At 72.3% G+C, this 26,058-nt stretch carries 20 protein-coding genes; 7 read left to right on the top strand and 13 right to left on the bottom strand.

Annotated elements, in window-relative coordinates; translation table 11 throughout:
* Positions 1-7: 7 nt before the first annotated feature.
* Entirely contained in the window at positions 8-1,633 is a 1,626-nt protein-coding gene (locus ACFYZ4_RS13955; protein WP_351288218.1) for a penicillin-binding transpeptidase domain-containing protein, read from the top strand.
* A 151-nt stretch (positions 1,634-1,784) separates the two neighbouring features.
* Here ACFYZ4_RS13955 and ACFYZ4_RS13950 read toward each other — a convergent pair whose 3' ends face one another.
* From ACFYZ4_RS13950 to ACFYZ4_RS13935, 4 genes are read right to left on the bottom strand one after another with little or no spacing between them, the layout of a single operon-like run.
* On the bottom strand, positions 1,785-2,942 hold the full coding sequence (locus tag ACFYZ4_RS13950) for a serine hydrolase domain-containing protein (protein ID WP_384351462.1): 1,158 nt from the start codon (positions 2,940-2,942) through the stop codon (positions 1,785-1,787).
* Between the two features lie 28 nt (positions 2,943-2,970).
* On the bottom strand, positions 2,971-3,732 hold the full coding sequence (locus ACFYZ4_RS13945; RefSeq protein ID WP_351288212.1) for an ABC transporter ATP-binding protein: 762 nt from the start codon (positions 3,730-3,732) through the stop codon (positions 2,971-2,973).
* Positions 3,720-4,481 (bottom strand): cobalt ECF transporter T component CbiQ, encoded by a 762-nt coding sequence (cbiQ, locus tag ACFYZ4_RS13940; protein ID WP_351597323.1) that lies wholly within the window; start codon positions 4,479-4,481, stop codon positions 3,720-3,722. The genes ACFYZ4_RS13945 and cbiQ overlap by 13 nt, the downstream gene beginning before the upstream one ends.
* 1 nt (position 4,482) lies before the next feature.
* On the bottom strand, positions 4,483-5,529 hold the full coding sequence (locus tag ACFYZ4_RS13935; RefSeq protein ID WP_351288206.1) for an energy-coupling factor ABC transporter permease: 1,047 nt from the start codon (positions 5,527-5,529) through the stop codon (positions 4,483-4,485).
* Positions 5,530-5,706: 177 nt separating this feature from the next.
* Here ACFYZ4_RS13935 and ACFYZ4_RS13930 point away from each other — a divergent pair, with 177 nt between their 5' ends.
* The gene (locus ACFYZ4_RS13930; RefSeq protein WP_351288203.1) at positions 5,707-6,156 is read left to right on the top strand and encodes an SsgA family sporulation/cell division regulator; all 450 of its coding nucleotides are present in this window, start codon (positions 5,707-5,709) and stop codon (positions 6,154-6,156) included.
* Positions 6,157-6,257: 101 nt separating this feature from the next.
* Here the strand turns inward: ACFYZ4_RS13930 and ACFYZ4_RS13925 are convergent, their stop codons facing one another.
* Positions 6,258-8,459: an MMPL family transporter gene (locus ACFYZ4_RS13925; RefSeq protein WP_384351457.1), complete on the bottom strand. Its 2,202-nt coding sequence runs from the start codon at positions 8,457-8,459 to the stop codon at positions 6,258-6,260.
* A 127-nt stretch (positions 8,460-8,586) separates the two neighbouring features.
* A complete protein-coding gene (locus ACFYZ4_RS13920; RefSeq protein WP_351288197.1) occupies positions 8,587-9,177 on the bottom strand; it encodes a TetR/AcrR family transcriptional regulator in 591 nt (196 codons plus the stop codon).
* A gap of 150 nt (positions 9,178-9,327) precedes the next feature.
* On the opposite strand from ACFYZ4_RS13920, the gene ACFYZ4_RS13915 reads away from it, so the two are divergent.
* Complete coding sequence (locus tag ACFYZ4_RS13915; protein ID WP_351288194.1) at positions 9,328-12,591, top strand: S41 family peptidase; 3,264 nt, start codon at positions 9,328-9,330, stop codon at positions 12,589-12,591.
* A 102-nt stretch (positions 12,592-12,693) separates the two neighbouring features.
* Here the strand turns inward: ACFYZ4_RS13915 and ACFYZ4_RS13910 are convergent, their stop codons facing one another.
* The 4 genes from ACFYZ4_RS13910 to ACFYZ4_RS13895 form a co-directional block, all read right to left on the bottom strand.
* The gene (locus ACFYZ4_RS13910) at positions 12,694-12,870 is read right to left on the bottom strand and encodes a hypothetical protein (protein WP_351288192.1); all 177 of its coding nucleotides are present in this window, start codon (positions 12,868-12,870) and stop codon (positions 12,694-12,696) included.
* A 77-nt stretch (positions 12,871-12,947) separates the two neighbouring features.
* Positions 12,948-13,832: an SDR family oxidoreductase gene (locus tag ACFYZ4_RS13905; RefSeq protein WP_384351452.1), complete on the bottom strand. Its 885-nt coding sequence runs from the start codon at positions 13,830-13,832 to the stop codon at positions 12,948-12,950.
* A complete protein-coding gene (locus tag ACFYZ4_RS13900; RefSeq protein WP_384351449.1) occupies positions 13,829-14,755 on the bottom strand; it encodes an alpha/beta fold hydrolase in 927 nt (308 codons plus the stop codon). Before ACFYZ4_RS13900 ends, ACFYZ4_RS13905 begins: the two co-directional genes overlap by 4 nt.
* Positions 14,752-16,401: a flavin-containing monooxygenase gene (locus ACFYZ4_RS13895; protein ID WP_390784022.1), complete on the bottom strand. Its 1,650-nt coding sequence runs from the start codon at positions 16,399-16,401 to the stop codon at positions 14,752-14,754. The genes ACFYZ4_RS13900 and ACFYZ4_RS13895 overlap by 4 nt, the downstream gene beginning before the upstream one ends.
* 126 nt (positions 16,402-16,527) lie before the next feature.
* Here ACFYZ4_RS13895 and ACFYZ4_RS13890 point away from each other — a divergent pair, with 126 nt between their 5' ends.
* A complete protein-coding gene (locus ACFYZ4_RS13890) occupies positions 16,528-17,235 on the top strand; it encodes a MerR family transcriptional regulator (protein ID WP_390783983.1) in 708 nt (235 codons plus the stop codon).
* On the opposite strand, the gene ACFYZ4_RS13885 is transcribed toward ACFYZ4_RS13890, so the two are convergent.
* Complete coding sequence (locus ACFYZ4_RS13885; RefSeq protein ID WP_351288183.1) at positions 17,217-18,020, bottom strand: exodeoxyribonuclease III; 804 nt, start codon at positions 18,018-18,020, stop codon at positions 17,217-17,219. The two genes, ACFYZ4_RS13890 and ACFYZ4_RS13885, sit on opposite strands and share 19 nt — an antisense overlap.
* A gap of 122 nt (positions 18,021-18,142) precedes the next feature.
* On the opposite strand from ACFYZ4_RS13885, the gene ACFYZ4_RS13880 reads away from it, so the two are divergent.
* A complete protein-coding gene (locus ACFYZ4_RS13880) occupies positions 18,143-18,634 on the top strand; it encodes a GNAT family N-acetyltransferase (RefSeq protein WP_351288180.1) in 492 nt (163 codons plus the stop codon).
* 84 nt (positions 18,635-18,718) lie between these two features.
* On the opposite strand, the gene ACFYZ4_RS13875 is transcribed toward ACFYZ4_RS13880, so the two are convergent.
* Entirely contained in the window at positions 18,719-20,077 is a 1,359-nt protein-coding gene (locus ACFYZ4_RS13875) for a CoA transferase (RefSeq protein WP_390783982.1), read from the bottom strand.
* A gap of 140 nt (positions 20,078-20,217) precedes the next feature.
* Between ACFYZ4_RS13875 and ACFYZ4_RS13870 the strand changes: the two genes are divergently transcribed.
* Together ACFYZ4_RS13870 and ACFYZ4_RS13865 are read left to right on the top strand one after the other, a co-directional pair.
* Positions 20,218-21,222, top strand: a complete 1,005-nt coding sequence (locus tag ACFYZ4_RS13870) for a LuxR C-terminal-related transcriptional regulator (RefSeq protein WP_390783981.1) — start codon at positions 20,218-20,220, stop codon at positions 21,220-21,222.
* A gap of 40 nt (positions 21,223-21,262) precedes the next feature.
* Positions 21,263-21,916, top strand: coding sequence for an aldo/keto reductase (locus ACFYZ4_RS13865; RefSeq protein ID WP_390783980.1), 654 nt, complete (start codon positions 21,263-21,265; stop codon positions 21,914-21,916).
* A 79-nt stretch (positions 21,917-21,995) separates the two neighbouring features.
* Here ACFYZ4_RS13865 and ACFYZ4_RS13860 read toward each other — a convergent pair whose 3' ends face one another.
* Positions 21,996-25,910, bottom strand: coding sequence for a hypothetical protein (locus ACFYZ4_RS13860; protein WP_390783979.1), 3,915 nt, complete (start codon positions 25,908-25,910; stop codon positions 21,996-21,998).
* Between the last annotated feature and the right edge of the window lie 148 nt (positions 25,911-26,058).

The raw sequence follows: 26,058 nt of genomic DNA, 5'->3' as shown, positions 1-26,058 counted from the left end.
GGACGCAGTGAACGGGGCAGCGAAGGGCGCCATCGTCGGCGGGGTGTTTCTCGCGATGCTCGGCGGCGCCGGGTACGGGGTGTACGCCCTGGTCGGGGACAGCGGCGACGGGAAGGACGGCGACACCTCCGTCCAGGCAGGGAAGGGCAGCGGGCCCGTCGGCGCGAAGGAGACCGCCGCGACCGCAAAGGCCTTCCTGGCCGCGTGGGCCGCCGGGGACGAGCGGGTGGCCGCCGAGCTGACGAACAACGCCGCGGCCGCGCAGACCGCCGTCGGCGACTTCAGGACCAAGGCGTACGTGTCCAAGGCCGTGATCACCCCCGGCCCGCCGAACGGCACCACCGTGCCCTTCAAGGTCGAGGCCGAGATCACGTACGAGGGCACCACCAAGCCGCTGGCCTACGACTCCCTGCTGACGGTGGTGCGCGGGGTGACCAGCGGGAAGCCGCTGGTCGACTGGCAGCCGTCGGTGATCCACCCGCAGCTCCAGAAGGACGAGAAACTGCGCGCGGGCGCGGCGGCGAACCCGCCGGTCAAGGCCGTCGACCGCAACGGCGAGGAGCTGACCCCGGAGAAGTACCCCTCGCTGCGGCAGATCCTCGACGAGCTGCGCCAGAACTACGGCGGCAAGACGGGCGGCAGGGCGGGCGCGGAGGTGTGGATCGAGCCGGCCGTCAAGGAATCCCCCAAGCGGACCCTGCTGACCCTGGTCGAGGGCGAGCCGAGCACCCTCAAGACGTACCTGGACGCGAAGGTGCAGGCGGCGGCCGAGCAGGCTGTCGCCAAGTACCCCGAGGCCTCGGTGGTCGCCGTCCAGCCGAGCAACGGGCACATCCTGGCCGTCGCCAACCACCGCACCGACGGCTTCAACGCGGCGATGCGGGGTGCCAGGGCTCCCGGCTCCACGATGAAGATCGTGACGGCGGCCATGCTGATCGACCGCGGGCTGGTCGCGGCCGACAAGCCGGCGCAGTGCACGAAGGACGTGCAATGGGGCGGGCGCACCTTCCACAACCTGGATAATTTCGAGCTGCCGGGCGCGAACTTCGCGACGAGCTTCGCCAAGTCCTGCAACACGGCCTTCATCAAGCCGGTCGCGGTGGTGCGCGACGACGCCGCGCTCTCGAAGGAGGCCAACCAGGTCTTCGGCATCGACCTGGACTGGAAGACGGGCATCAAGTCGGTCGACGGCACGGTCCCGACGGCGACGGGCGCGGAGGAGGCCGCCGGTTACATCGGGCAGGGCAAGATCACCATGAACCCGCTGAACATCGCGTCCGTCACCGCGACCGCACGCACCGGCGTGTTCCGCCAGCCACTGCTGGTCTCGCCGGAGCTGGACGGCCGGAAGATCGCGACGGCGGAGCGGCGGATGAAGCCGTCGGTGCAGCAGCAGCTGGTGGCGATGATGCGGCAGACGGCGACCGCCGGCACCGCCGAGAAGGTCATGCGGTCGGTCGGCGGCGACAAGGGCGCGAAGACGGGCTCGGCGGAGGTCGACGGCGCCGGCAACCCGGACAGCTGGTTCACCGGCTACAGCGGCGACGTGGCCGCGGCCGCGATGGTCGAGGGCGGCGGCCACGGCGGCGACGCGGCGGGCCCAATCGTCGCGCAGGTCCTGAAGGCGGGCTGACGGTCCTGAACGCGGGCTGACGGTCCTGAAGGCCGGCTGACGGTCCTGAAGGCGGGCTGACCCCCCATCGGGTGGGCCGGTCCCCGGAGGCCGGCTCGTCCGGCACGCCGGGGCCGCCGTGGCCGACGTACGCGAGCGGCCGTCGGAGCCGTCAGAGGGCTGAGCGCAGGGCGCGGACCAGGGCCTGGGCGCGCGGGTCGGCGGTGACCGACTTGGCCAGGGCGTTGGTGACGTAGCCGAAGCCGATGCCGGCGTCCGGGTCCGCGAAGGCCAGGGAGCCGCCGCGGCCGGGGTGCCCGAAGGAGGCCGGGGACAGCAGCGGCGAGGCGGGGCCGTGGAGCATGTAGCCGGGGCCGAAGCGGGTGTTCACGACGAGCACCCGGTCCGGGCCCGAGGAGAGCTCGCGGCCGGCCAGCGCGGTGGTGGCCGGGGTGAAGATCCGGGCGCCGTCCTCGACCACGCCGATGGTGGCCCCGTAGAAGCGGGCCAGGGCGCGGGCCGTGCCGATGCCGTTCGAGGCGGGCAGTTCGGCGGCCCGGTAGGCGGGGTCGTTCTCGTCGGGCAGCGGGTCGATGGCGCGGAAGGCGCGGCGGGTGAGGGAGTCCGGGTCGGCGTAGGCCTCGGAAACGTTTCTGCGCGGCCTGGTCCTGAGCGTGCCGGCGCCCTCCGGCGGGTCGACCGGGGCCACCCGGCCCACCCGGTGCGCCTCGGTCTCCGGCAGTCCGATCCAGAAGTCGACCCCGAGCGGCTCGGTCATCTCCTCCACGAGTACGGAGCCCAGCGTGCGGCCGGTCACCCGCAGCACCAGTTCGGACAGCAGCCAGCTGTAGGTCTGCGCGTGGTAGCCGTGCTCGGTGCCCGGCTCCCAGAAGGGCTGCTGCGCGGCGACGGCCTGCGCTCCGGACACCCCGTCCGCGGCCTCGGCGGCGGTCAGCCCGCGGTCGATCACCGGCACCCCGGCCCGGTGCGCGAGCAGGTCGCGGACCAGGATCCGCTCCTTGCCGCCCGTCTTGAACTCCGGCCAGTACGAGCCCACCGGCGCGTCCAGGTCGAGCAGTCCGCGCTGGTGCAGCAGCAGCGGCACGGCGGCGGCCACGCCCTTGGTCGCGGAGCGGACAATCTGCGCGGTGTCCCCGGTCCAGGGCTCGGTGCCTTCGGCGTCCTTGGTGCCGCCCCACAGGTCGACGACCTTGCGGCCGTCGCGGTAGACGGCGACGGCCGCGCCCCGGTCCCCGAGCACCTCGAAATTGCGCGCGAACGCGTCCCGGACGGGCTCGAAGCCCTCCGCCACCACACCCTGAATGTCCACGAGCAGTCCAACAACCTGCGACCGGGGCTTATGCCACCGATACCGAACGGGGGTCGAAGCCGAAGGGGAGCTCCAGCCGGTGGGCCCGCATCAGCTTCTCGTCGCACAGCAGGTCCTGCGTGCGGCCGTCCGCCGCGATGACCCCCTCGCTGAGGATCACCGAGCGCGGGCACAGCTCCAGCGCGTACGGCAGGTCGTGCGTCACCATCAGCACGGTCACGTCGAGCGAGCGCAGGATGTCCGCGAGCTCGCGGCGCGAGGCCGGGTCCAGATTGGACGAGGGCTCGTCCAGGACCAGGATCTCGGGCCGCATGGCCAGCACGGTCGCCACCGCGACGCGGCGGCGCTGCCCGAAGGACAGGTGGTGCGGGGGCCGGTCGGCGAAGTCCGCCATCCCGACCTGGTCCAAGGCGGCCCGGACCCGCTCCTCCAGTTCCGCGCCCCGCATTCCGGCGGCGGCCGGCCCGAAGGCCACGTCCTCGCGGACGGTCGGCATGAACAGCTGGTCGTCGGGGTCCTGGAAGACGATCCCGACCCGGCGCCGGATCTCGGCGAGGTTCCGCTTCTCCACGGGCAGCCCTGCGACGGTGACCGCGCCGACCCCGCCGCCCAGGATGCCGTTGAGGTGCAGCACCAGCGTGGTCTTGCCGGCGCCGTTGGGTCCGAGCAGGGCGACCCGCTCACCGCGCCCGACGGTCAGGTCCACTCCGAAGAGGGCCTGGTGGCCGTCGGGGTAGGCGTAGGCGAGGCCGGAGACTTCGAGGGAAGGGGAGAGGTTCACAGCGTCCATCCCATCAGACAGACGGCGAGGGCCGTCACCGGGAGCACGGCCGCGTACGCCCACTGGGCACGCGAGGCCGAGACCTCGTCGATCACCGGCATCGAGCCGGCGTAGCCGCGGCTGACCATCGCGAGGTAGACCCGCTCGCCGCGCTCGTAGGAGCGGATGAACAGCGCGCCGGCGGTCTTGGCCAGCACGCCCCAGTGCCGGATTCCGCTGGCCTCGAACCCGCGCGAGCGGCGGGCGATCGACATCCGGCGCAGCTCGTCGGTGACCACGTCGCCGTAGCGGATCATGAAGGAGGCGATCTGGACGAGCAGCGGCGGCAGCTTCAGCCGCTGGAGGCCCAGCAGCAGGGCCCGCAGCTCGGTCGTCGAGGCCAGCAGGACGGAGGCGGCGACGCCGAGCGTGCCCTTGGCGAGGACGTTCCAGGCGCCCCACAGGCCGGAGACGCTCAGCGACATGCCGAGCACCTCCACCCGCTCGCCCTCGGCGACGAAGGGCATGAGCACGGCGAAGGCGACGAACGGGATCTCGATCAGCAGCCGGCGCAGCAGGAAGCCGGGCGGGATCCGGGCCACGGCGGCGGCCGCCGCGATGAGGACGGCGTACAGGCCGAAGGCCCACACCGCCTCGCGCGGTGTGGACACGACGACCACGACGAAGGCGAAGGTCGCGGCGAGCTTGCAGTGCGGGGGCAGGTCGTGGACCGGCGAGTGCCCGTGTCGGTAGAGCTTGTGGGCGTGGCCGGCTCCCATGTCAGCCCGCCGAGACGGAGGTGGCGGTCAGCTCCTCGGTGCGGCGGCGGCGCACGGCCCAGAAGATCCCGGTGCCCGCGACGACGGTCACGCCGACGCCGATGACCCCGGCGAGGCCGCCGGACAGACGGGCGTCGTCGACGTTCTTGACGCCGTAGTCGGCGAGCGGGGAGTCGGCGGCGGCGTGGTCCTCGACCTTCTCGTCGATGCCCTTGTCGGCGGCGACCTTCTCCAGGCCGTCGGGGCTGGCGGAGGCGTAGTAGGAGACGAACCCGGCGAGGACGAGCGCGGTGACCAGGCCGGTCGCCCACACCTTCTTCGTGGAGCGGGCGGCCACCGGGGCGGGGGCGGCCGCGGGGGCGTCGACGAGTTCGCCGTCGACGCGCAGCTTCAGCGGGGCGGTCAGCCCGCGGGCGCCGTGGACCAGGTCGGGGCGTACGGCGATCACGGCGCCGACGGTCGCGGCGGTGATGGCGGCTTCGCCGATGCCGATGAGCACGTGCACGCCGACCATGGCGGTGAACACCTTGCCGATGGCCACGTCGGTGGTGCCGCCGATCGCGTAGATGGCGGTGAAGGCGGTGGCCGCGGCGGGCACCGAGAGCAGGGCTGCCACGAAGGCGGCGGCGGTCACCGAGCGGCGGGTGGGCGGCAGCACCTTGAGCAGGCCGCGGAAGAGCGCGTAGGCGACCACGACGGTGACGACGCCCATGACGGTGATGTTCACGCCCAGGGCGGTCAGCCCGCCGTCGGCGAAGAGGATGCCTTGCATGAGCAGGACGACGGACACGCACAGCACACCGGTGTAGGGGCCGACGAGTATCGCGGCGAGGGCCCCGCCCAGCAGGTGGCCGCTGGTGCCGGCGGCCACCGGGAAGTTCAGCATCTGCACGGCGAAGATGAAGGCGGCGACGAGGCCGGCCAGCGGGGCGGTCCGTTCGTCGAGCTCGCGGCGGGCGCCGCGGAGGCTGAGGGCGACCGCGGCGCCGGCCGCCACTCCGGCGGCCACCGAGACGGGTGCGTTGATGAAACCGTCGGGCACATGCATGGAGTGGCTCCGCTTCCTTACGCCTTAACGCAGTCTTTAACCGTTCAAGAATAGTGCCCAGTTGCAAACCGTTGGCAAGAGCGGATGCATCACAAATGCACCCGTGCGGTTTCGTCGGAATGTGCGAGGCTGGAGGACAAACGGACGCAAATGTTCCGATTTCGAGGAGCCTGGTCGATGTCAGCCACCGCCGAGAATCCACCAGCCGCCGCCACCGCGACCGCCACGGCGACCGCGACCGCGCCCGCCCCCACGTCCTCGACCACCACCCCGGTCGAGGAGCGGGTACGCGCCCGGGTGATCACCGACGATCCCCTCTACCGGACCATCCCGGTCGCCCTGCGCTTCGCCCCCGCGGAGCCGCTGGCCGTACGGATCGTCTTCCCGGCCGACCTGTCCCCCGAGGGCACCGACAACGAGTGGGTCTTCCCGCGCGCCCTGCTGGAGGCGGGCCTCCAGGCGCCGACCGGGACCGGGGACGTACGCGTCTGGCCCTGCGGCCGCGTCCAGGCGGTCGTCGAGTTCCACTCCCCCGAGGGCGTCGCCGTGATCCAGTTCGACATCGCCGCGCTGCGCCGCTTCCTGCGCCGTACGTACGCTCCGGCCGCCGCCACCCGTAGGGCGTAGGGGCCCGGCACGAAACGGGCCCGGCCCCGCACCACCTGGTGAGCAGGCGGTGCGGGGCCGGGCCGTGGGGCGGGCCGTCCTGTCGGCCGGACGGTGCGAGGTCAGGCGTTGACCAGCTCGCGGTCCTTGTCCGGGCCCTCGGGAGACTGCGGGTCCTTCGAGAGGTGCTTGCGCAGGCTCTCGCCCTCCACGTCCACGTTCGGCAGCAGCCGGTCCAGCCACTTCGGCAGCCACCAGGCCTTGTGACCGAGCAGGGCGAGCACCGCCGGGACGATGGCCATGCGGACCACGAAGGCGTCGAAGAAGACGGCGACGGCCAGACCGAAGCCGATCATCTTGACCATCTGCTCGCTGGCTCCGATGAAGCCCGCGAACACCGCGATCATGATGACGGCGGCGGCCACGACGACCCGCGCGCTGTACTGGAAGCCGGTCACCACGGCCTGGCCCGGGCGCTCGCCGTGGACGTACGCCTCACGCATGCGGGTGACGAGGAAGACCTCGTAGTCCATGGCCAGACCGAAGACGACGCCCACCATGAAGATCGGCATCATCGACATGATCGGGCCGGTCTGCTCCACGCCGAAGACCGAGCCGAGCCAGCCCCACTGGAAGACCGCGACGACCGCGCCGAGGGCGGCGACGACCGAGAGCAGGAAGCCGAGGGCCGCCTTGAGCGGGACCAGGATCGAGCGGAACACCAGCATCAGCAGCAGGAAGGCGAGGCCGACGACGAGCGCCAGGTAGGGCAGCAGCGCGTCGTTCATCTTCTGCGAGAAGTCGATGTTCATCGCGGTGGCGCCGGTGACCATGACGTCGTCCCCGCTGCCGTCGCGGATCTCGTGGACCAGGTCCTCGGTCTGCGTGGAGGACGGGCGGTCCTTCGGGATGACGGTGATCATCGAGGCGTCCCCGGCCTCGTTGGGCATCGGCGGCATGACCGCGACCACGCCCTCCAGGCCCTTGATCCGGTCGACGGTGGAGTCGGCGAGCGCCTTGTCCCCGTCCACGACGACCATCAGCGGGCCGTTGAAGCCCGGGCCGAAGCCGTCGGACAGCATGTCGTACGCCTGGCGCTGGGTGGTGGAGACGGGCTGGGCGCCGTCGTCCGGCAGGCCCATCTCCAGCTTGCTCGCCGGGATGGCGATGACGCCGAGGCCGATCACACCGGCCAGCAGCACCATGACCGGGCGGCGCAGGACGAAGCGGGCCCAGCGGGTGCCGCCGTTGGCCTTCTTCTCGGCGCCGGCCGGCTTGCCCTTGCCGAACAGGCGGCTCTTCTCGCCGGCGGGCAGGACCTTCTTGCCCGCGAAACCGAGGATGGCCGGGACCAGGGTCAGGGCGACCAGGACCGCGATGACCACCGTGCCGGCGGCCGCGAAGCCCATCTTGGTCAGCATGGGGATGTTGACGACGGCCAGGCCCACGAGGGCGATGACCACGGTCAGACCGGCGAAGACGACGGCGGAGCCGGCGGTTCCGGCGGCCCGGCCGGCGGCCTCGTCCCGCTCGCGGCCCTCGGCGAGCTCCACGCGGTAGCGGGAGACGATGAAGAGGGCGTAGTCGATGCCGACCGCGAGGCCGATCATCATCGCGAGGGTGGAGGTGGTGGAGCCGAGGTCCAGCACGTTGGCGAGCGCGGTGATGGAGGAGACGCCGATGCCCACGCCGATCAGGGCGGTCAGCAGCGGCAGCCCGGCCGCGATCAGCGAGCCGAAGGTGATCACGAGGACGATCGCGGCGACCGCGATGCCGATGATCTCGCCGGAGCCCGTCTCGGGGGCGGCCATCAGCGCGTCACCGCCGATCTGGACGTTCAGGCCCGCGGCCTTGGCGGCCTCGCCGGAGTCCTTGAGGGCGTCGCGGGTGACGTCCTTCAGCTCCATGCCGCTGACCTTGTACTTGACGCTGGCGTAGGCGGTGGAGCCGTCCTGGCTCACGGCCTGGGCCTCGTACGGGTCGGCGACGGAGGAGATCTCGTCCGCGCCCGGTCCGGTCTTCAGATCGGAGACGATCTTCTGGACCTCGGCCTTGGGGCCGGGGTCGGTGACCTTGGCGCCCTCTGGGGCCTTGATGACGATGCGGGCGGTGGCGCCGTCGGCGGCCATGCCCGGGAACTTCTCGTCCAGCAGGTCGAAGGCCTTCTGGGCCTCCGTGCCGGGTATCGAGAACGAGCCGGAGGTCGGGGCGCCGGCCGAGGCCGCGCCGAAGCCGGCGGCGAACAGCAGCGCCACCCAGAGGAGGGCGACGAGGCCGCGGCGCCGGAAGGCGCCCCTGCCGAGCCGGTAGAGGAAGGTAGCCACGTCGGTGGTTCTCCCGTTCAGGTCGTGGGATGGATCCGGATGGATCAGGGCGTAGAGAGCCGGCCCGACGACGAGAGCGGCGTGTCAGGAGCAGCAGGAAGCGGTGGAGCCGAAGGGGACGGGTGGATCAGACGCCGAGGGCGGGGAAGACCACGGCATCGATGAACTCACCGAGGAAGGCCCGGTCCACGGGACGGTCCTCGATCAGCGGGAGCGCGATGAACGCCCCGATGAGCATGTGCGGTACGAAGTCCAGGGCCGGACAGTCCGGGCGGATCTCGCCCCGGTCCACCGCGCGCTGGAGCATCGCCTGAAGGCCGTTGATCTCCGGGTCGACCAGCAGGTCGCGCAGCGCCTTGTGGAGCTCCGGGCTCTCGTGGACGGCATGGGCCAGACCCCGCATCAGCGCGGTGTCCTTGGCCATCTGCGCATCGTCCGAGTGCTCCACCATGAGCGAGAAGTCCCCGCGCAGGCTGCCCGTGTCGATCTCCCGCAGCGAGACGGGCTGCGTGCATCGCAGGGCCTTGGCGACCAGTTCCGGCTTGCTCCCCCACTGGCGGTAGAGGGTGGCCTTGCTGGACTTCGTACGGGCGGCGACCGCGTCCATGGTCAGCGCCTCGTAGCCGACGTCACGCAGCAGGTCGAGGACCGCCTCGTGCAGTTCGGCCTGTCGTTCGGGGGTGATCCGGCTGCGCCGGGCCGCCATCGCCTCGGTCATCTCCGCCTCCCGTCCGAACGAAACCATTCCGTACGCTTAAGACGATACCCCCACCGCAAGCGAAACGAAACCGTTCCGTTTCGCTTGGCGGAGTGGCATGGATCACCTGTACGAGTTGCCAGGGCCCCTTGCCGCGGAAAGCATTGGGGGGTGAGTCACGACGTCGCGTACCTCCGGTTCCCGCACCTGCACGACGACCTCCTGTGCTTCGCCACCGAGGACGACCTATGGGTCGCCCCGCTGGTCCCCGACGGGCAGACCCCCGGCCGGGCCTGGCGGATCACCGTCGACCGGACCCGGGTCAACCACCCGCGGTTCTCCCCCGACGGCAAGCACATCGCCTTCGCCACCTGGCGCACCCTCGACCCCGAGATCCACCTCGCCCCCGTCGACGGCGGCCCCGCCCGCCAGCTGAGCCACTGGGGCGCCATCGACACCCGGGTCTGCGGCTGGGACCCCGACGGCAACATCCTGGCGGTCTCCTCCCGGGGCCAGCCGTTCTCGTACTACTCCTGGGCGTACAAGCTGCCCACCGACGGCAGCCCCGGCGGACGCCTGCCCTGGGGACCCGTCTCCGACATCCAGGTCGCCGACATCGACGGCGAGCACCGCACCCTGCTGCTCACCGGCAAGCCCCCGCACGAGCCCGCCGCCTGGAAGCGCTACCGCGGCGGGGCCACCGGCCGGCTGTGGCTGCACGGCCGGCAGCTGCTGGAGGACATCGAGGGGCACCTGGACGCGCCGATGTTCGTGGGCGGCCGGATCGCCTTCCTCTCCGACCACGAGGGCATCGGCAACCTGTACTCCGTCCTGCCCGACGGCACCGACCTGCGCCGCCACACCGACCACGAGGAGTTCTACGCCCGGCACGCCTCCAGCGACGGCTCCCGGATCGTCTACCAGTGCGCCGGCGAACTCTGGCTCGTCGAGTCCCTGGCCCCCGACGCCGTGCCGCGCCGGCTCCAGGTCCGCCTCGGCGGCCCCCGCGCCGGCCGGCGCACCTACCAGGCCTCGGCCGCCAGCAACGTCGACTCGCTCTCCGTCGACACCACCGGCCGGGCCAGCGCGGTCGTGGTGCGCGGCAGCCTGTACTGGCTGACCCACCGCGACGGGCCCGCCCGGACCATCGCCGACACCCCGGGCGTGCGCGTACGGCTGCCGGAGATGCTCGGCAGCGGCGGACAGGTCGCCTACGTCACCGACGCCGAGGGCGAGGACGCGATCGAGATCGCCTACCTGCCCCGGGCCTCCGGGGAACGCGAGCCGCGCCGGCTGGCCTCGGGCGAGCTGGGGCGCGTCACCGAGCTGCTCTCGGACCCGGACGGGGAGCGGCTCGCCATCGCCTCCAACGACGGGCGGCTGCTGCTCGTCAACGCGACCGAGGAGTCCAACGGTGAGGTCACCGAGCTGATCCGGTCCATCAACGGACCCGTCACCGACCTGGCCTTCTCCCCCGACGGAGGCTGGCTGACCTGGTCGCACCCGGGCATCGGCCGTTCGCTGCGGCAGATCAAGATGGCCCGCATCTCCGGCCCCGGCGCGCGCACCATCGTCGACGTCACCAACGGCCGCTTCGAGGACGAGAACCCGGTCTTCACCCGGGACGGGCGCTACCTGGCCTTCCTGTCGTGGCGCGGTTTCGACCCGGTCTACGACGTGCACACCGGCGACCTGTCGTTCCCGCTGGGCTGCCGCCCGTACCTGGTGCCGCTGTCCTCCGCGACCCCCTCCCCCTTCGCGCTCTCCGCCGAGGGCCGGCCCGCGGCGGGGGGACTGGACCCGGTCGAAGGGGAATCGGGCGACGGCGACGGCTCCGTGACCGTGGAGGTGGAGGGCCTGGAGAGCCGGGTCACCCCCTTCCCGGTGTCCGCGTCCAAGTACTCCGCCCTGTACCCGGTGCACGGCGGCGGGCTGGTGTGGCTGCGCTGGCCGATCTCGGGCGCGCTCGGCGAGACCTTCGCCAACCCGAACGACATCAGCGGCAAGCCGACGCTGGAGCACTTCGACCTGACCAAGGCCCGCAAGACCGAACTGGCCTCGGGGCTGGACTGGTTCGCGGTCAGCGGCGACGGCACCCGGCTGGTGCTCAACGACGACGGGGACCTGCGCGCGGTCCCGGCGACCGAGTCGGGCGACAGCGACTCGACGGTCTACCTGGACCTGCGGCGCATCCTGCACGAGGTGGACCCGGCGGCCGAGTGGCGCCAGGCCTTCGAGGAGGCCGGGCGGATCATCCGCGCCTACTTCTGGGAGCCGAAGATGTGCGGCATCGACTGGGACGGGGTGCTGAGCCAGTACCGCCCCCTGGTCGAACGGGTCGCCTCCCCCGACGAGTTCGCCGACCTGCTGCGCGAGGTCCTCGGCGAGCTCGGCACCTCCCACGCCTACGTCTCCCCCGCGCGCCGCAACGAAGGTCCGCCGCACTACCAGCGGGCGATCGGTCTGCTCGGCGCCAACCTGTACCCCAAGGACGGGACCTGGGTGATCGCCCGGATCCTGCCCGGCGAGTCCTCGGACTCCAAGGCCCGCTCGCCGCTGGCCGGCACCGGCATCCGGGAGGGCGCCGTGCTCACCCACGTGGACGGACGGCCCGTGGACCCGGTGGCCGGCCCCTATCCGCTGCTGTCGGCGGCGGGCGGGACCACGGTGGAGCTGACCTTCCAGCCGGCGGAGGGCGAGGGCCGCGCCCGGCGGGTCGCCATCGTGCCGCTGATCGACGAACGGCCGCTGCGCTACCAGGACTGGGTGTCCAAACGGCGCGAGGTGGTCCGGGAGATCAGCGGCGGCCGGTGCGGCTACCTCCACATCCCCGACATGGGCGGCTCGGGCTGGGCGCAGTTCAACCGCGACCTGCGGATGGAGATGTCCCGGCCCGCGCTGATCGTCGACGTACGCGGCAACGCGGGCGGCCACATCAGCGAGCTCGTGGTGGAGAAGCTGACCCGCTCCATCCTCGGCTGGGACCTGACGCGCGACGCCCAGCCGGTCTCGTACGCCTCCAACGCGCCCCGCGGTCCGATCGTGGCGCTCGCCGACGAGGCGACCTCCTCGGACGGAGACATGATCACCGCGGCCTTCAAACTGCTGGGGCTGGGCCCGGTGGTGGGCCAGCGCACCTGGGGCGGGGTGGTCGGCATGACCGGCCGGCACACCCTCGGCGACGGCACGGTGATCACGGTGCCGATGAACGCCGCCTGGTTCCCGGAGTACGGGTGGTCGGTGGAGAACCACGGCGTGGAGCCGGACCTAGCGATCCTGCGCACCCCGCTCGACTGGGCGGAGGGGCGGCACGCCCAGCTCGACGACGCCGTGCACCTGGCGCTGGAACTGCTGGAGCAGGACCCGGCCGCGGTGCCGCCCGGCTACACGGACGTACCGGACCGGCGCCGTCCGAAGCTGCCGCCCCGGGAGTAGCGGGCGTCCCGGGTCCCGGGACATGCGGAAGGGGCGCGATCCACACCATCGGGGATCGCGCCCCTTCGCAGGTCCTACGGCAGTTCGGTCAGGCGCCGGTTCTCAGGCGTCGAACTCGTCGCGCACGCGGTCCGCCGGCTCCTGCTGCGGCCTGCGCTTCGCCTTCTCCTGGAGCTTGGCGGTGCGTTCGGTCGCCTCGTCCTTCGCGCCCTTGGCGCCGTTCTGCGCGCGGTCCCTGAGCTCGTCGGCCTTGTCCTGGAACTGGTCCTTGATACCCATGCTGTTCACTCCATGAGGGGTGTTGGTGGTGTGGGCCTCGACCAGACTTGCACGGGTGGACAAAGCTCGCATTTCGATCAGTAACGCTCTGTGCGCTCCTTCTCGTCCGCGGCCCCGCCGGCCCCCACAAGTCCCTTGGAAACACCGGACAGCCGCGGTTCGAAGCGCTTCATCTCGCGCTGTCCGACCGTGGCGATGAGCCCGGGCAGGTATCCGCGCATCCCCTGCATCCCGCGCAGCCACCACTGCGCGTACACGTGCGGGGAGCGCCGCTCGATGCCCGCGACGATCCGGTCGACGGCGGGGCCGAGCGGGTACGTGCGGTTCGACGGCCAGGGCAGCCGCCGGCGCAGCTCCCGCATGACCTCGTCCTGGTCGGCTCCGCGCACCATGTCGGTGTCGGTCCAGGAGAGGTAGCCGACACCGACCTTGACGCCCTTGTGGCCGACCTCGGCGCGCAGGCAGTGCGCGAAGGCCTCGACGCCCGACTTGGAGGCGCAGTAGGCGCTCATCATCGGCGCCGGGGTGATCGCGGCGAGCGAGGCGATCTGCAGGAAGTAGCCGCGGCTCTCGGTCAGTACGGGCAGGAAGGCGCGGGCGGTGACGGCCCCGCCGATGAGGTTGACCTCGATGACCCGGCGCCAGGCGTCGGGGTCCGAGTCGACGAACGGCCCGCCGGCGGCCACGCCCGCGTTGGCGACGACGATGTCGACCTTGCCGAAGCGCTGCTTGACCTCCTGCGCGACGCGGGCCATGGCCTCGTGGTCGGTGACGTCGGCGTACCAGTGGTCGCTGTCGGTGTGCAGCCGCTCGGAGACCTCCTTGAGGGCCTCCGGCTCCAGGCCGACCAGGGCGATCCGCGCGCCGCGGGCGGAGAGCTTGCGGGCGAGCAGCTCGCCGACCCCGCGGGCGGCGCCGGTGACGACGGCGACCTGGCCTTCCAGACTCCTGCGAGCACTCACGGCGTCTTCTCCTTCTCGGTGGTGTGGAGATACAGCTCGGTCAGCTCCCGCACGGCCCGGGTGACGGCCTCGGGCGCCTCGACCGGGGTCATGTGCCCCATGCCGGTGAGCTCGGTGAGGCCCACGCAGTTCGGCAGCGCGGCGGCGAGCCCGCGGGCGTGCACGATCGGGGTGAGCCGGTCGGCGGTGCCGCCGATGACGGCGGTGGGCACGGCGAGGCGGGCCACCTCGGCGTCGAGGTCCAGCCCCGCCAGCACCCGGGACCAGGCGTGCCGCACCCCGGTGGGGCAGGCGTGGACGATACGGGCGCACGCCTCCACCTTGTCGGGGGCGGAACCGGGGCCCATCGTGGCGTACTTGAGGATCTTCCTGGCGACGGGCGTGACCGGCCCGAGGGGGGCGCGGGACCCCAGGACCGCGCCGGTGACACGGGTCCGGGCGCGCCCGGCGCGCACCGGCAGCACCTGCGCCTCGGCGACCAGCCGGGAGCTGCCGGTGCTGCACAGCAGCGCGGCCGCGGCGTGCTCGGTGAACTCCGGCCGGCCGGCCGCCGCCATGATCGTCATGCCTCCCATGGAGTGCCCGGCGACGACCGCCCGCTCCCCGGGGGCGAGGGTGGCGCCGAGCACCGCCACGAGGTCGTCGGCGAGGGCGGTGGTGCTGTGCGCCCGGGCGGCGGGGCTGCGCCCGTGGCCGCGCTGGTCGTAGGCGATGACCCGGTGGGTGGCGGCCAGGGCCCGCACCTGCGCGGCCCAGAACGCGGTGGAGCAGGTCCAGCCGTGCGCCAGCACCACGGCCGGCGCCCCCTCCTCCCCGTGCACCTCGACGTGCAGGCGGGCCCCGTCGGCGGAGTCCGCGACGAGCTCCCGCCGCGCGGCGGGCGGCGCGTAGCGCCCGGAGGTGACGTACGCCGCCCGCCTCACGCGACCTCCTCCGCCCTGTCAGCCTCGCCGGAGGCCAATCCAGCCCCGCCGGCGTTTGAGGCGCTGGGGTCCGGGGGCAGCGCCCCCGGCAGCGGCGCGGCCACGGAGACCGGGACCCGCTCGCGCTCCCGTACGCGTACGACCTCGTACTCCGCCAGATCGACGCTCCGCGTCTCCCGGCGGAACTCGCCCGTCGTGCCCGGCCAGACCGTCGTGTTGCGGCCCTGCGCGTCCAGGTACCAGCTGGTGCAGCCGCCGGTGTTCCACACGGTCCGCTCCATGCGGGCCTGCACCTGCCGGTTCCACCGGTTGACGGCGGACGGCCGGGCGCCGAGCGCGACCTTCCCGCCCAGGCTGCTTCCATCGAGGAGGGCGAGCTGCCGCAGGTAATCGGCCATGTAGGTGAGCTGCGACTCGATCATCAGGATCATCGAGCTGTTCCCGAGCCCGGTGTTCGGGCCGATGATCGTCATCCAGTTGGGGAAGCCGGCCGCGGTCGCGCCGCGCAGCGCCTGCATCCCGTCCTTCCACGCGTCCGCGAGGGTCTGCCCGTCCGCGCCGACCACCCTGTCGGCGATCGGCATGTCCGTGACGTGGAAGCCGGTGCCGAAGATGATCGCGTCGACCTCGGTCTCGGTCCCGTCGGCAGCGACCAGCACCGAGCCGCGGATCTCCTTCAGGCCGGAGGCGACCAGGTCCACGTCGGGCCGGGCCAGGGCCGGGTAGTACTCGCTGGAGAGCAGGATCCGCTTGCAGCCGATCCGGTAGGACGGCGTCAGCTTGGCGCGCAGCGCCGGGTCCTTGATCGAGCGGGCCATGTTGGCCTTGGCCAGCGACTCGATCAGCCCGAGCTGGTTCGGCCGCTTGGTGAAGGCGCTGACCTGGAGCTCCCGGATCCCCCACAGCAGCCCGCGGCGGGCCGCCCGGGTGAAGGGCAGCTGGCGGTGGAGCCAGCGCTCGACGGCGGTGATGGCGCGGTCGGTGCGGGGCATGACCCACGGCGGGGTCCGCTGGAAGAGGGTGAGGCGCTCCACCTCGGGGGCGATGGCGGGCACGATCTGGATGGCGGAGGCGCCGGTGCCGATCATGGCGACGCGCTTGCCGCGCAGGTCGTAGTCGTGGTCCCAGCGGGCGGAGTGGAAGACCTTGCCGGGGAACTCGGCGAGCCCCGGGACCTCCGGCATCTTCGGGTCGGAGAGCGGCCCGGTCGCCGAGACGACGACGTCGGCGGTGAGGTCCCCGGAGGAGGTCTCGATCTCCCAGTGCAGCTCGTCGGCGTCCCAGCGCATCAACCGGACCTCGGAGTCCAGCCGGATGTGCCGGCGCAGCCCGAAGGTGTCGGCGACGTGCTCCAGGTAGGAGCGGATGGCCGGCTGGCCGGAGAAGGTGCGCGGCCAGTCCGGGTTGGGCGCGAAGGAGAACGAATAGAGGTGGGAGGGGACGTCGCACGCGCACCCCGGATAGCTGTTGTCCCGCCAGGTCCCACCCACGGAATCGGCCCGTTCGAGGACGACGAAGTCCGTGATCCCCTCGCGCCGCAGGCGTACGGCCGCGCCGAGCCCGCCGAAGCCCGACCCGATCACCGCCACCCGTACGTGCTCGCGTCCGCGCTCGTCCTTGCCGCCCATGCCCGCCGCCTTCCGCATCATCCGCAGATACCATCGGAACACTGCCAGCAATCACTGGCACAATCGGGAGGGTAGAGCAGCCCCGTACTCATGGGTAGGGGTCACGCCGGGAAAGTTACTGTCGGTACGCCATAAGGTGCGCCTGTGGCGAAGGATGAGACGGAAGCGAAGACGGAAGCCAAGACGGTGCGCGAGTACCGAACGGAGGAGCTGGCCGAAGCGGCCGGCATCCCGGTCCGCACCCTGCGCTTCTACCGCGAGCGCAAACTGCTGCCCCCGCCGCGCCGCGAGGGGCGGATCGCCTGGTACGACGAACACCACCTGGCCCGGCTGCGCACCATCGCCGCCCTGCTGGAGCGCGGCCACACGCTCGGCGGCATCGCCGAGCTGACCGCCGCCTTCGAGAGCGGCCGCGACGTGAGCCAGCTCGGCGAGCTGCTCGGCATCGGCTGGTCGGAGGAGACCCCGGTCCGGCTCACCCCGGAGGCACTGGCCGACTACTTCGAGGGCGAGGTCACCCCGGAGAACCTGGCGGCCTCCCTGGACCTCGGCTACCTCGCCGTCGACGGCGACGCGATCGTCCACGTCAGCCGCCGCCTGCTGGACGTCTCCTCGGCCCTCGTCCACGAGGGCGTCCCGCTGGCCGCGGTCCTGGAGACGGGGCGCCGCGTCCGCGAGCACGCGGACGCGATGGCGCTCCTGTTCACCGAGCTGATATCGACCCACATCTCGCCGTCACCGGACGCGGTCAACCGGCTGCGTCCGCTGGCGAAGAGCGTGGTCGAGGCCGAGCTGACGATGGCGATGGACCGCCTGCTGGCCTCCGCCTCCGGTCAGGAACCCAGTGCGTAGACGACCGTCACGGGAGCGTGGTCCGACCAGCGCTCGGGGTGCGTCTCGGCCCGCTCCACGAAGGCCTTGACGGCCTTGGCGGCCAGCCCGGGCGTCGCCACCTGGAGGTCGATCCGCCAGCCCGCGTCGTTGTCGAAGGCACGGCCCCGGTACGACCACCAGGAGTACGGGCCCTCGGTGTCCGGGTGCAGCTCGCGCACCACGTCCACGTACCCGGCCTCGGCGTACACCTTGCCGAGCCACTCCCGCTCCTCGGGCAGGAAGCCCGCGTTCTTCCGGTTCGTCTTCCAGTTCTTGAGGTCGGCTTCCTGGTGGCAGATGTTCCAGTCTCCGCAGACCACGACCTCGCGCCCGTCGGCGGCGGCCCGCACCTTCAGCGCGGCGAGGTAGGTCAGGAACTCGTCCATGAACCGGTACTTCTCGTCCTGCTTCTCCGTCCTGGCCTCGCCCGAGGGCAGGTAGAGGCTGGCCACGGTCACACCGGGGAGATCGATCTCGATGTACCGCCCGGCGGTGTCGAATTCCTCACTGCCGAATCCGATCTGCACCCGCTCGGGCGCCCGCCGCGTGTAGAGCGCGACCCCGGCCCGCCCCTTGGCGGCGGCCGGCGCGAACACGGTGTGCCAGCCCGCGGGAGTCCGGACCTCCTCCGGAATCTGCGCTTCCTCGGCCCGCACCTCCTGGAGGCAGACCACGTCGGCGTCGGATCCCTCGAGCCACGCCCCGAAGCCCTTCTTGGCGGCGGCGCGGATCCCATTCACATTCACGGACGTCACAGTGATCAAAACAAGCTCCCCACATCGCACAAAACGGGGGCAGCCTACCCGCCGGCCCCCTGCCGGGCGTCCCCGTCTCACGGCGGGCGCCGGGGCGGGGGCCCGGCGGAAGGGTTCCGTACGATGTTCGGATGCCTCACCGGATCCAGCTCCGCACCGTGCCGTACGACCACCCGGACGCGGTCAAACTCAATGACCAGGTCCAGCTCGAGTACCGGGTGCGGTACGACGGCGAGGGCGATGCGACGTACCTGGACCCGGCGATGTTCGCCCCGCCGCGCGGCCTGTACCTGCTGGCGTACGACGCGACGGGCGCCCCGGTGGCGAGCGGCGGCTGGCGCATCCAGGACGAGAACGACGAGGGCTACTCGGACGGCGACGCCGAACTCAAGCGCATGTACGTCGTCCCGGAAGCCCGCGGCCTGGGCCTGGCCCGCCGCATCCTGGCCGCCCTGGAAACCGACGCCCGAGCGGCGGGCCGCCTCCGCATGGTCCTCGAAACGGGCGACCAGCAGCCGGAGGCGATAGCCCTCTACCTCTCCGCGGGCTACACCATGTCCCGAAAGTTCGGCCACTACCGCTTCCACGACTCCAGCCGCTGCATGACAAAACCGCTGCAATAGCAGCCCGCCGGGCCACATCCAGCCTCGCCGGCGTTTGAGGCGCGGGGTCTGGGGCGGAGCCCCAGCAGCCGAGCCGCAGGCGGCCTACCGCGGGAGCCAGGCGGCAGCGTCGGTCCCCCACCGCGACGGCCCCCGCTCCCACTCCCCGAAGGGACTGGCGGCGTGCCGCACCACCCCATACCCGGCCGACGGAGTCTCCCGCAGCCAAGGCCCGGCCTCATACGCGCCTCCGGCCCCCCGCACGGGCGACAGATCCCGCACCAGCCACGACGCCGTCCCCGCCAGGGAGAACCGCAGCCGCTGCCCACCCCCACCCGCCAACGCCCTCAGCACACCCGCCGCCACCAGGTACCCGGTCCCGTGGTCCAGCGCCTGCGCGGGCAACACCCCGGGCACACCATCACCCCCCGCGCCACCCCCCGCACAGCGCGCAGCGATCCCGTACCCGGCCTGCACCAGCGAGTCGAACCCCCGGCGCGCCGCCCACGGCCCCGTCCACCCCCACGCGCACAGCTCGGCCACCACCAGCCCGGGCCTCCGCTCCAGCAGATCCGCCGACCCGAGCCCGAAGCGTTCCAGCGCCCCCGGGCGGTACCCGCTCACCACCACGTCGGCCTCGGCCAGCAGCCCTTCGAAGACCGCCCGGTCCCCGGGCGACGTCAGGTCCAGCCGCGCCGACCGCTTCCCGAAGCCGGTGTCCGCGTACGCGTCGTCCGCCTCCGGCAGCCCCGGCGAGTCGATCCGCAGGACGTCCGCCCCCAGCAGCCCGAGCGTCCGCGTGGCGACGGGCCCGGCGATGACCCGCGTCAGGTCCAGCACCCGCACCCCCGTGGCGGGTCGACCCGACGGGGCCGCGCCGAGCGTCCGCCCCCGCGCGCCGCCGGATGGCCGTACGCACTCGACCAGCGGCTGTGGCTCCCCGTACTCCCCCGCCACGGCGACGGCGAGTCCGCCCGCCCCGTACGCGAGTTCCTGCACCTCGACGGCGGTCCGGCCGGCCACCGCGGCGCGCAGCGCCTCCGGTGTCGCGGACGGCAGCCCCAGCGCACGCACCAACGCGTCCCTGTGGTGCGGATAGTTGGCGTGCGTGCGGACCCATCCGTCGGCTGCCCGCCAGAAGCCCGACAGCGGGGCGAAGGTCACCGGCGCGCGGCCCGCCACGCGCAGGTGCCGTTCGCTGACGAAGGCCGTGGCGACGGCGCCCTCGTCCACCACGAGGGGAGGCGCGTCCCCCGGCGCGCCCCCACCCCGCACGGCGGCGAGCTCGCCCGCCGCCAGTCCGCAGACGCTCACAGTGGCTCGCGCCAACTCCCGCACCGGCAGCGGGCCTTCTTCGAGGTCGCCGGCTCCGGCGAAGCGGACCCGGTCGACGAGCTCCGGTGCTCCTCCGAGGGCCGCCCAGGCGCCCGCCGTCCCACTGTCCCGTTCGTCACCGATCCCCATGAACCCATCATTTCCCACCTTCCCGACCTATGGCCCCGATGTGTTCACCCGCGGGAATTCATGCTGGCGCCAGGCGTTCCCGTAGTCAGTGGGCTGCAGGCAGGATGATCACGCATTGCGCAAACCAGCAGGGTGGACATATGTGCACGGAAGCGAACACGAGTGACGCGGGCGGCCCCACCGGGGCCGGTGGTGGCGCGATCTGCACGGCCGGCCTCCGGCACTACGCGGACCTCCTGCGGGGGCGGGATCCCGACGGCGACTGCCCTCCGTGCCTGCTCGACCTGGGGCTCGTCCGGCGGCTGCCCGACGGCTCCCTCGCCCCCGTCCCGCCCCGGCTCGCGGCCGATGCCCGCGTGGACCGTCTGGAACGGGCCATCGAGGAGAAGAGGAACGCCCTGGAGGCCGTCCGCACCTCGATCTCGCGGGCCCAGGAGGTCTATCTGGACAGCTACGACCGCACGGACGCCCATCCGGTCCGCACGGTGCGGGGTCCCAGCACCATCACCGCCACCCTCGCCGCGGCCGTCCAAGCCTGCCAGGACGAACTGCTGACCGCCCAGCCGGGCGGCGGACGCCCGCAGAAGACGCTCGACGAGGCGCTCCCCAGCGACCTCGCCGCGCTCGGCCGCGGTGTCCGCCAGCGCACCATCTACGAGCACACCGTCCGCTCCCACCCGCCCACGCTGGCCTACGTGGAGCAGATCTCGCGGGCGGGCGGCGAGGTCCGCACGCTGGACGAGGTGTTCGACCGGCTGATCATCTGCGACCGCAGGATCGCCTTCGTCCCCGACCCGGGCGCGGAGCGCAGCCAGGTGGCCCTGGCCATCGAGCATCCGGGGGTCGTCCGCTACCTCGCCGGCATCTTCGACCACACCTGGCAGCGCGCCGCGCCGCTGCGGGACGACCCCGGCGGCCGGCTGCCGGCCGAGCTCACCGACGACGTCCGCCGCACGATCCTGCGCCACATGGTCAACGGCCACACCGACGAGGCGATCGCCGCGCGGCTCGGGATGAGCCCGCGCAGCGTCTCCAACCACATGCGCTGGGCGGCCGAACTGTTCGGCAGCCGCAGCCGCGCGCAGCTCGCGTACCTCATCGCCCGGAGCGGCTTCCTCGACGAGCGTTCGTCAACGGGCCGCTGAGGAGGGGCGCTTCGCCTTCCCCGAACCGAAAGGCAACATCGTGAACGGCACGATGACCTTCGGCACCACCGTCGACGAGGCCACCGCGTACGCGATCCTCGACCGCTTCGCCGAGGCGAGCGGCACCTTCGTCGACACCTCCAACAACTACGCGTTCTGGGTCAACGGCACCCAGGGCGGCGAGAGCGAGGAGCTGGTCGGCCGCTGGCTGCGCAGCCGCGGCGTCGGCGACGGGATCACCGTCGCCACGAAGCTCGGCGCCCGCCCCAACTTGGCGGACAGGCCCTCCACGTCGAGGCTGAAGCCGCTGGAGGAGACCGTCCGGGGCTTCGCCGAGGTCGTCGCGGACGGCACGGCGGGTCTGCTGGGCGCCAGCAACCACTGGGCCTGGCGCGTGGAACGCGCCCGTACGCTGGCCGCGGCGGCCGGCGTACCCGGCTACGAGGTGCTCCAGCACCACCACAGCTACCTGCGCCAGCGCACCGACGTGCCCAGCCTGCGCTCGCCCGACGGCAACCAGGGCCTGGTCAGCGGCGACCTGCTCAGCTACCTCCGGGACACCCCGTCCCTGACCCAGGTCGCGTACTCCCCGCTGATCGGCGCTTCCTCGGTGGCCCAGTTGGAGGAGAACCTGGGCGCGGTGGACCTCGACCTCACCGCGGAACAGCGCGCCCGGCTCGACTCGGTGAACTGACCGAAGGCGAAGGGCCCGCCCGGTCGCATGACCGGACGGGCCCTTCGTGTTTCGTTTTTTCGTGTGTTGCGCGGGTCCGTCAGGAGGTGAAGTAGCCGTTCAGGTCGGCGATCACATCGGCGGAACCGGTGTTGTTGTAGAAGGTCACCCGGCCGTCCACGACCGGGACGACCACCAGGTTGGAGACCGTCTGTCCGGCCGTGAAGTTGAGGTTCGACACGTTGGGACGCGGCACCCCGTGCGGCTGGACGATCAGGTGGCCGTCCTGCGTCGGACCGGTGACGGTGACGTTGAGGACCACCGCGGTGACCCCGGTCAGCGGTACGCCCTCGACGCCGGCGATCTGCAGGCTGACGACGCCGCCCTGGCCGACGGATCCGGCGCGGGCGCCGAGACCGTAGCGGGTGTCCAGCAGCCGCACCGGCGAACCGGCCGAGAACGTCGAACCGGTGGCCGAGTAGTAGCCGGTGACGTCGGCGATCAGGTCGACGGAGCCCGAGTTGTTGCGCAGGTCCACCTTCCCGTTGACGACCGGCACCGTCACCAGGTTCGGGACGACCTGCCCGGCGGTGAAGTTGAGGTTCGACACCCCGGGGGCCGCCTGCCCGTTCGGGTAGACGGTGACGTGGCCGGCCTCGGTCGGACTGACGGCGGTCACGTTCATGACGACCGCGGTCACCCCGCTCGCCGGGACGCCCTTCACACCGGCCACCTGAAGGGTCACGACCCCACCGGGACCGACCCGTGCCTTGTTGGCCCCGGTGCCGTCACGCGTGTCCAGGAACCGGGTGGGCGTGATCGGCGTCAGCGCGGAACCGGTGGCCGCCTTGTCGGTGTAGTAGCCGGTGACGTCCGCGATCAAGTCGACCGAACCGGCGTTGTTGCGCAGGTCCACCTTCCCGTTGACGACCGGAACGGTCACCAGGTTGGGCACGATCTGCCCCGCCGAGAAGTTGAGGTTCGACACCGCGGGCTTCGGCTGCCCGTTCGGGTAGACCATCACGTGGCCCGCCTCGGTCGGGTTGACGGCGGTCACGTTCATGACGACCGCGGTCACCCCGCTCGCGGGGACGCCCTTCACACCGGCCACCTGAAGGGTCACGACCCCACCGGGACCGACGCGCTCCTTCTTCGCCCCGACACCGTCACGGGTGTCCAGGAACCGCGAGGGGGCGATCGGCACGAACCGGCTCTTCGAGAGCTCCGCCGCGGCCGTCACCGTGTACGCCTTCGGCAGGTAGCCCGCGGAAGGCACTCCGGGCGTGGGCACGTAGTTGTCGCGCGCGATGTCGTAAGTGCCCGGCGCCAGCCCGTTGGTGTCGACCAGCACGTCGAGCGCGGTGCCGTCGGCGTTCACCGAGAGCACCTTCATGATGGGCCTCGGGTCGCCGGCCGTGTCACTGCGCACCAGGTGGAGCTTGGTGTCCAGGGTGAGCCCCGTCCCCTGCACGACGGCGTGGGTCCGGGTGCCGGCGGCGCCCCTCGCCGGGCTGATCGACGTGGGCACGGCCCCCTGCTGCGGGAAGGTGCACTCGGAGTCGCACAGTCCCTGCATGCTGTACTCCACGGGCGTGGCGCTGCGGCCGGCGCTCACCAGGAGTACGGCCTGGCCGGCCTCGGCGTTCCCGAGGGTCAGGCACCGGGCGCCGAACACGCCCGAGAACTGGGTGCACTGGAACTCGACGCCCGTGCTCGTCCACTGGGCCGCACCGTGCAGGTTCAGGGACGGGTGCTCGCTGTTGGTCGTGCTGCTGTTTCCAGCGATCTTGAAGGCCTGGTTGGGCTTCACGTCGACCACAGCGCAGTAGCCCGTCGAGGACTCGGAGAGCACTCCGCTCCGCGCCGGGAACCCCTTGAGCGAAACGGGGTTGGCCGTGCACTCCGGCACCCATCCGTCGGCCGTGCCGACCTTCCAGGTGTCCACGTTGGTGTGGATCGGCTGGTCCTGGTAGCCGGCGGCGAGCACGATCACGACGTACGACGTCGACCCGGTGACCCGGCAGGAGAGGCCCCACTGACGGCAGGCGATCTTTCCGCTGGAGTCGACCGCCGTCAGCAGCGTCGACGGTGCGTACCGCGGGTCCGCGAGGGTCCGCGAGCTCAGCCAGAACTTGTCCGTGGCGGCGCCGGTCACCCGGACGCAGCGGGCGTCCAGGGCCGAGGTCAGGTCGAAGGGGGTCGACTGGCCGGCGACCTTCGTCGAGGCGGGCGCGGTGCACTTCGCGGTCGACGAGATGTCACGCCGGACCAGCTTGTAGGTGTCCGTTCCCCAGCCGGTGAAGACGACCATGGCGGTGTACGGCACACCCGCGGTGAAAGCGCAGGTGGTGGTCGAGCTGCCGACGGTCGAGCACACCACGGTGCCCGCGGGGTCGACGATCTGGATCGAGCCGTTCACCTTGTTCTGCTCGTTGGTGTAGTCGAGCATCTCGGCCGTGGAGTGCTTGTCGGCCGGCATGCTCAGGCACTGCTGTCGTGCCTCGCCACCGAGCGGGACCTGGGCACCCCAGGAGCCGTCGAAGCCGGTCTGCGGCCAGGCGGCGCAGCCCGCGGCGTCGCCGGTCCGGTGGATCACCAGCCGGAACGCCTGGGATTCCGTGCCGCTCAGCACCGCGCGGAACGGGGCGGTGCCGGTCAGCTTGCAGACGGAGTACGCGTAGCCGTCCTGCTCGCACTGCTTGACGCCGGCGGCGTCATAGACCGTGGAGGCGGCGGTGGTGCCCTCCTCGGCCGGTCGGTTGAGGAGGTAGAGGCCCTGTCCGCTGGCCGTCGGCAGGGTCAGGCAGAGCTGCTGCCCCGGCCCGCCGAAGGTGCCGGTGGCCGGACCGGCCACCAGACCGTTGTCGTGGGTCGCGGTGCAGCCGCGGGTCTCCTTGGCGGAGTGGAACGCGATCCCGAACGCACCGACGTCGGTGCTCCGCGGGTCGACGGCCCAGGTGTGGTCACCGGGGGTCAGGTCGCAGGCGCCCTGACCGCAGGCGGTGATCGCGGTGCCCTGGGCGTCGAACAGCGCGCCGTACGGAACGCTTCCGGAGGCGACCGGAGCGAACGTGTGGTGCGCGGCCTGCGCCACCCGCAGGGTGCGGCAGCGGGCCGTGGAGCTCAGGTCCGGGGCGGCCCCGAACGCCTGCGGTTCCACCACCGCGCAGCCCTCGGGCTTGGAGAGCCGGGCGACGGTGAGGTCGTATTCCTCGGCGGTGCCGGAGCCCTGGAGCACCGACATCCGGTACGGCGCGGTACCGGTGAGCTTGCAGTCGAGCGTCTCACCGCGGCGGACGTCGGTGCTGCAGACCATCTTGCCGGTGGCGTCGAAGACGTCCTGGCCCACCCGGTACGTGGACGCGAAGGTACGCAGCACGTCGTTCGCGGCCAGGTCCAGCGTGTAGCAGTCGCCCGCCGAACCGGCGGCCGGCGAGCCGTGGAACACGGTCGGGGCGCCGAGCTTGCGGTCGGCGGCGCCGACCGCCTTGCAGGCGGTGGAGGAGAGCAGCGGGACGTACGACACGGAGATGGCGTTCTCCGCACCGTAGGAGTCCGTGACCTCCAGCTTGTAGGTGCCGGCCGTGCCCGTGGGGCAGCGCTGCGCGCCACCGGAGCTGCCGGAACCGAGGACGTTCTCACAGGCGACCGTGGTGCCGTCCGGGGCCACCAGCTTGTAGTTGGCCCAGCGCTGGGTGACGACCTGGTAGAAGACGACGTCCTTCTGCTGCGGCAGCGCGAGCGTGAAGGAGGCGGTCTTGTACGGGTCGACCGTGCAGGTGACGGTCGTGTGCGGCGCGAGGGCCGCCGGGCAGGCCTCGGCGGCGGCGCTCTTCCCGAGCGCGCGGACGGCGGCCTCGTGGTCGGCCTTCGGGTCGGCCTTCGGCGGGGCCTTGGGCCCGGCCGGCGCGGCGGGCTCGGCCTGCGCCGAGGCGCCGGCCCCGGGCGACGGCGCCGCGGCCGCGAAGGCGGATCCGGTCTGGCCGGTGAAGGCGGTCAGGACGGCGAGCAGCAACGCCCCCGAGACGACACCCGCCCGAGCGCCTCTCCCCCGTCTGTCCCGCGGTCTTCTGCCGATCGGCAGCAAGCTCATGAACCCCCCAGTCAACGCAGCCCGACCCCGGTGACCATCACGGGAGTTACGGGCAGGCGGAGTTTATCGG

This window comes from Streptomyces sp. NPDC001513 (genome assembly GCF_042894695.1).
Lineage (GTDB): Bacteria > Actinomycetota > Actinomycetes > Streptomycetales > Streptomycetaceae > Streptomyces.
This window is presented reverse-complemented; position numbering and strand designations above follow the sequence as displayed.

Excerpts from the sequence above, each read along its gene's own strand:
- ACFYZ4_RS13930 (WP_351288203.1), top strand. The coding sequence starts at position 5,707 with ATGTCAGCCACCGCCGAGAATCCACCAGCCGCCGCCACCGCGACCGCC.
- ACFYZ4_RS13895 (WP_390784022.1), bottom strand. The coding sequence starts at position 16,401 with ATGCGGAAGGCGGCGGGCATGGGCGGCAAGGACGAGCGCGGACGCGAG.
- ACFYZ4_RS13875 (WP_390783982.1), bottom strand. The coding sequence starts at position 20,077 with ATGGGGATCGGTGACGAACGGGACAGTGGGACGGCGGGCGCCTGGGCG.
- ACFYZ4_RS13920 (WP_351288197.1), bottom strand. The coding sequence starts at position 9,177 with ATGACCGAGGCGATGGCGGCCCGGCGCAGCCGGATCACCCCCGAACGA.
- ACFYZ4_RS13880 (WP_351288180.1), top strand. The coding sequence starts at position 18,143 with ATGCCTCACCGGATCCAGCTCCGCACCGTGCCGTACGACCACCCGGAC.
- ACFYZ4_RS13870 (WP_390783981.1), top strand. The coding sequence starts at position 20,218 with ATGTGCACGGAAGCGAACACGAGTGACGCGGGCGGCCCCACCGGGGCC.
- ACFYZ4_RS13945 (WP_351288212.1), bottom strand. The coding sequence starts at position 3,732 with ATGGACGCTGTGAACCTCTCCCCTTCCCTCGAAGTCTCCGGCCTCGCC.
- cbiQ (WP_351597323.1), bottom strand. The coding sequence starts at position 4,481 with ATGGGAGCCGGCCACGCCCACAAGCTCTACCGACACGGGCACTCGCCG.
- ACFYZ4_RS13935 (WP_351288206.1), bottom strand. The coding sequence starts at position 5,529 with ATGCATGTGCCCGACGGTTTCATCAACGCACCCGTCTCGGTGGCCGCC.
- ACFYZ4_RS13910 (WP_351288192.1), bottom strand. The coding sequence starts at position 12,870 with ATGGGTATCAAGGACCAGTTCCAGGACAAGGCCGACGAGCTCAGGGAC.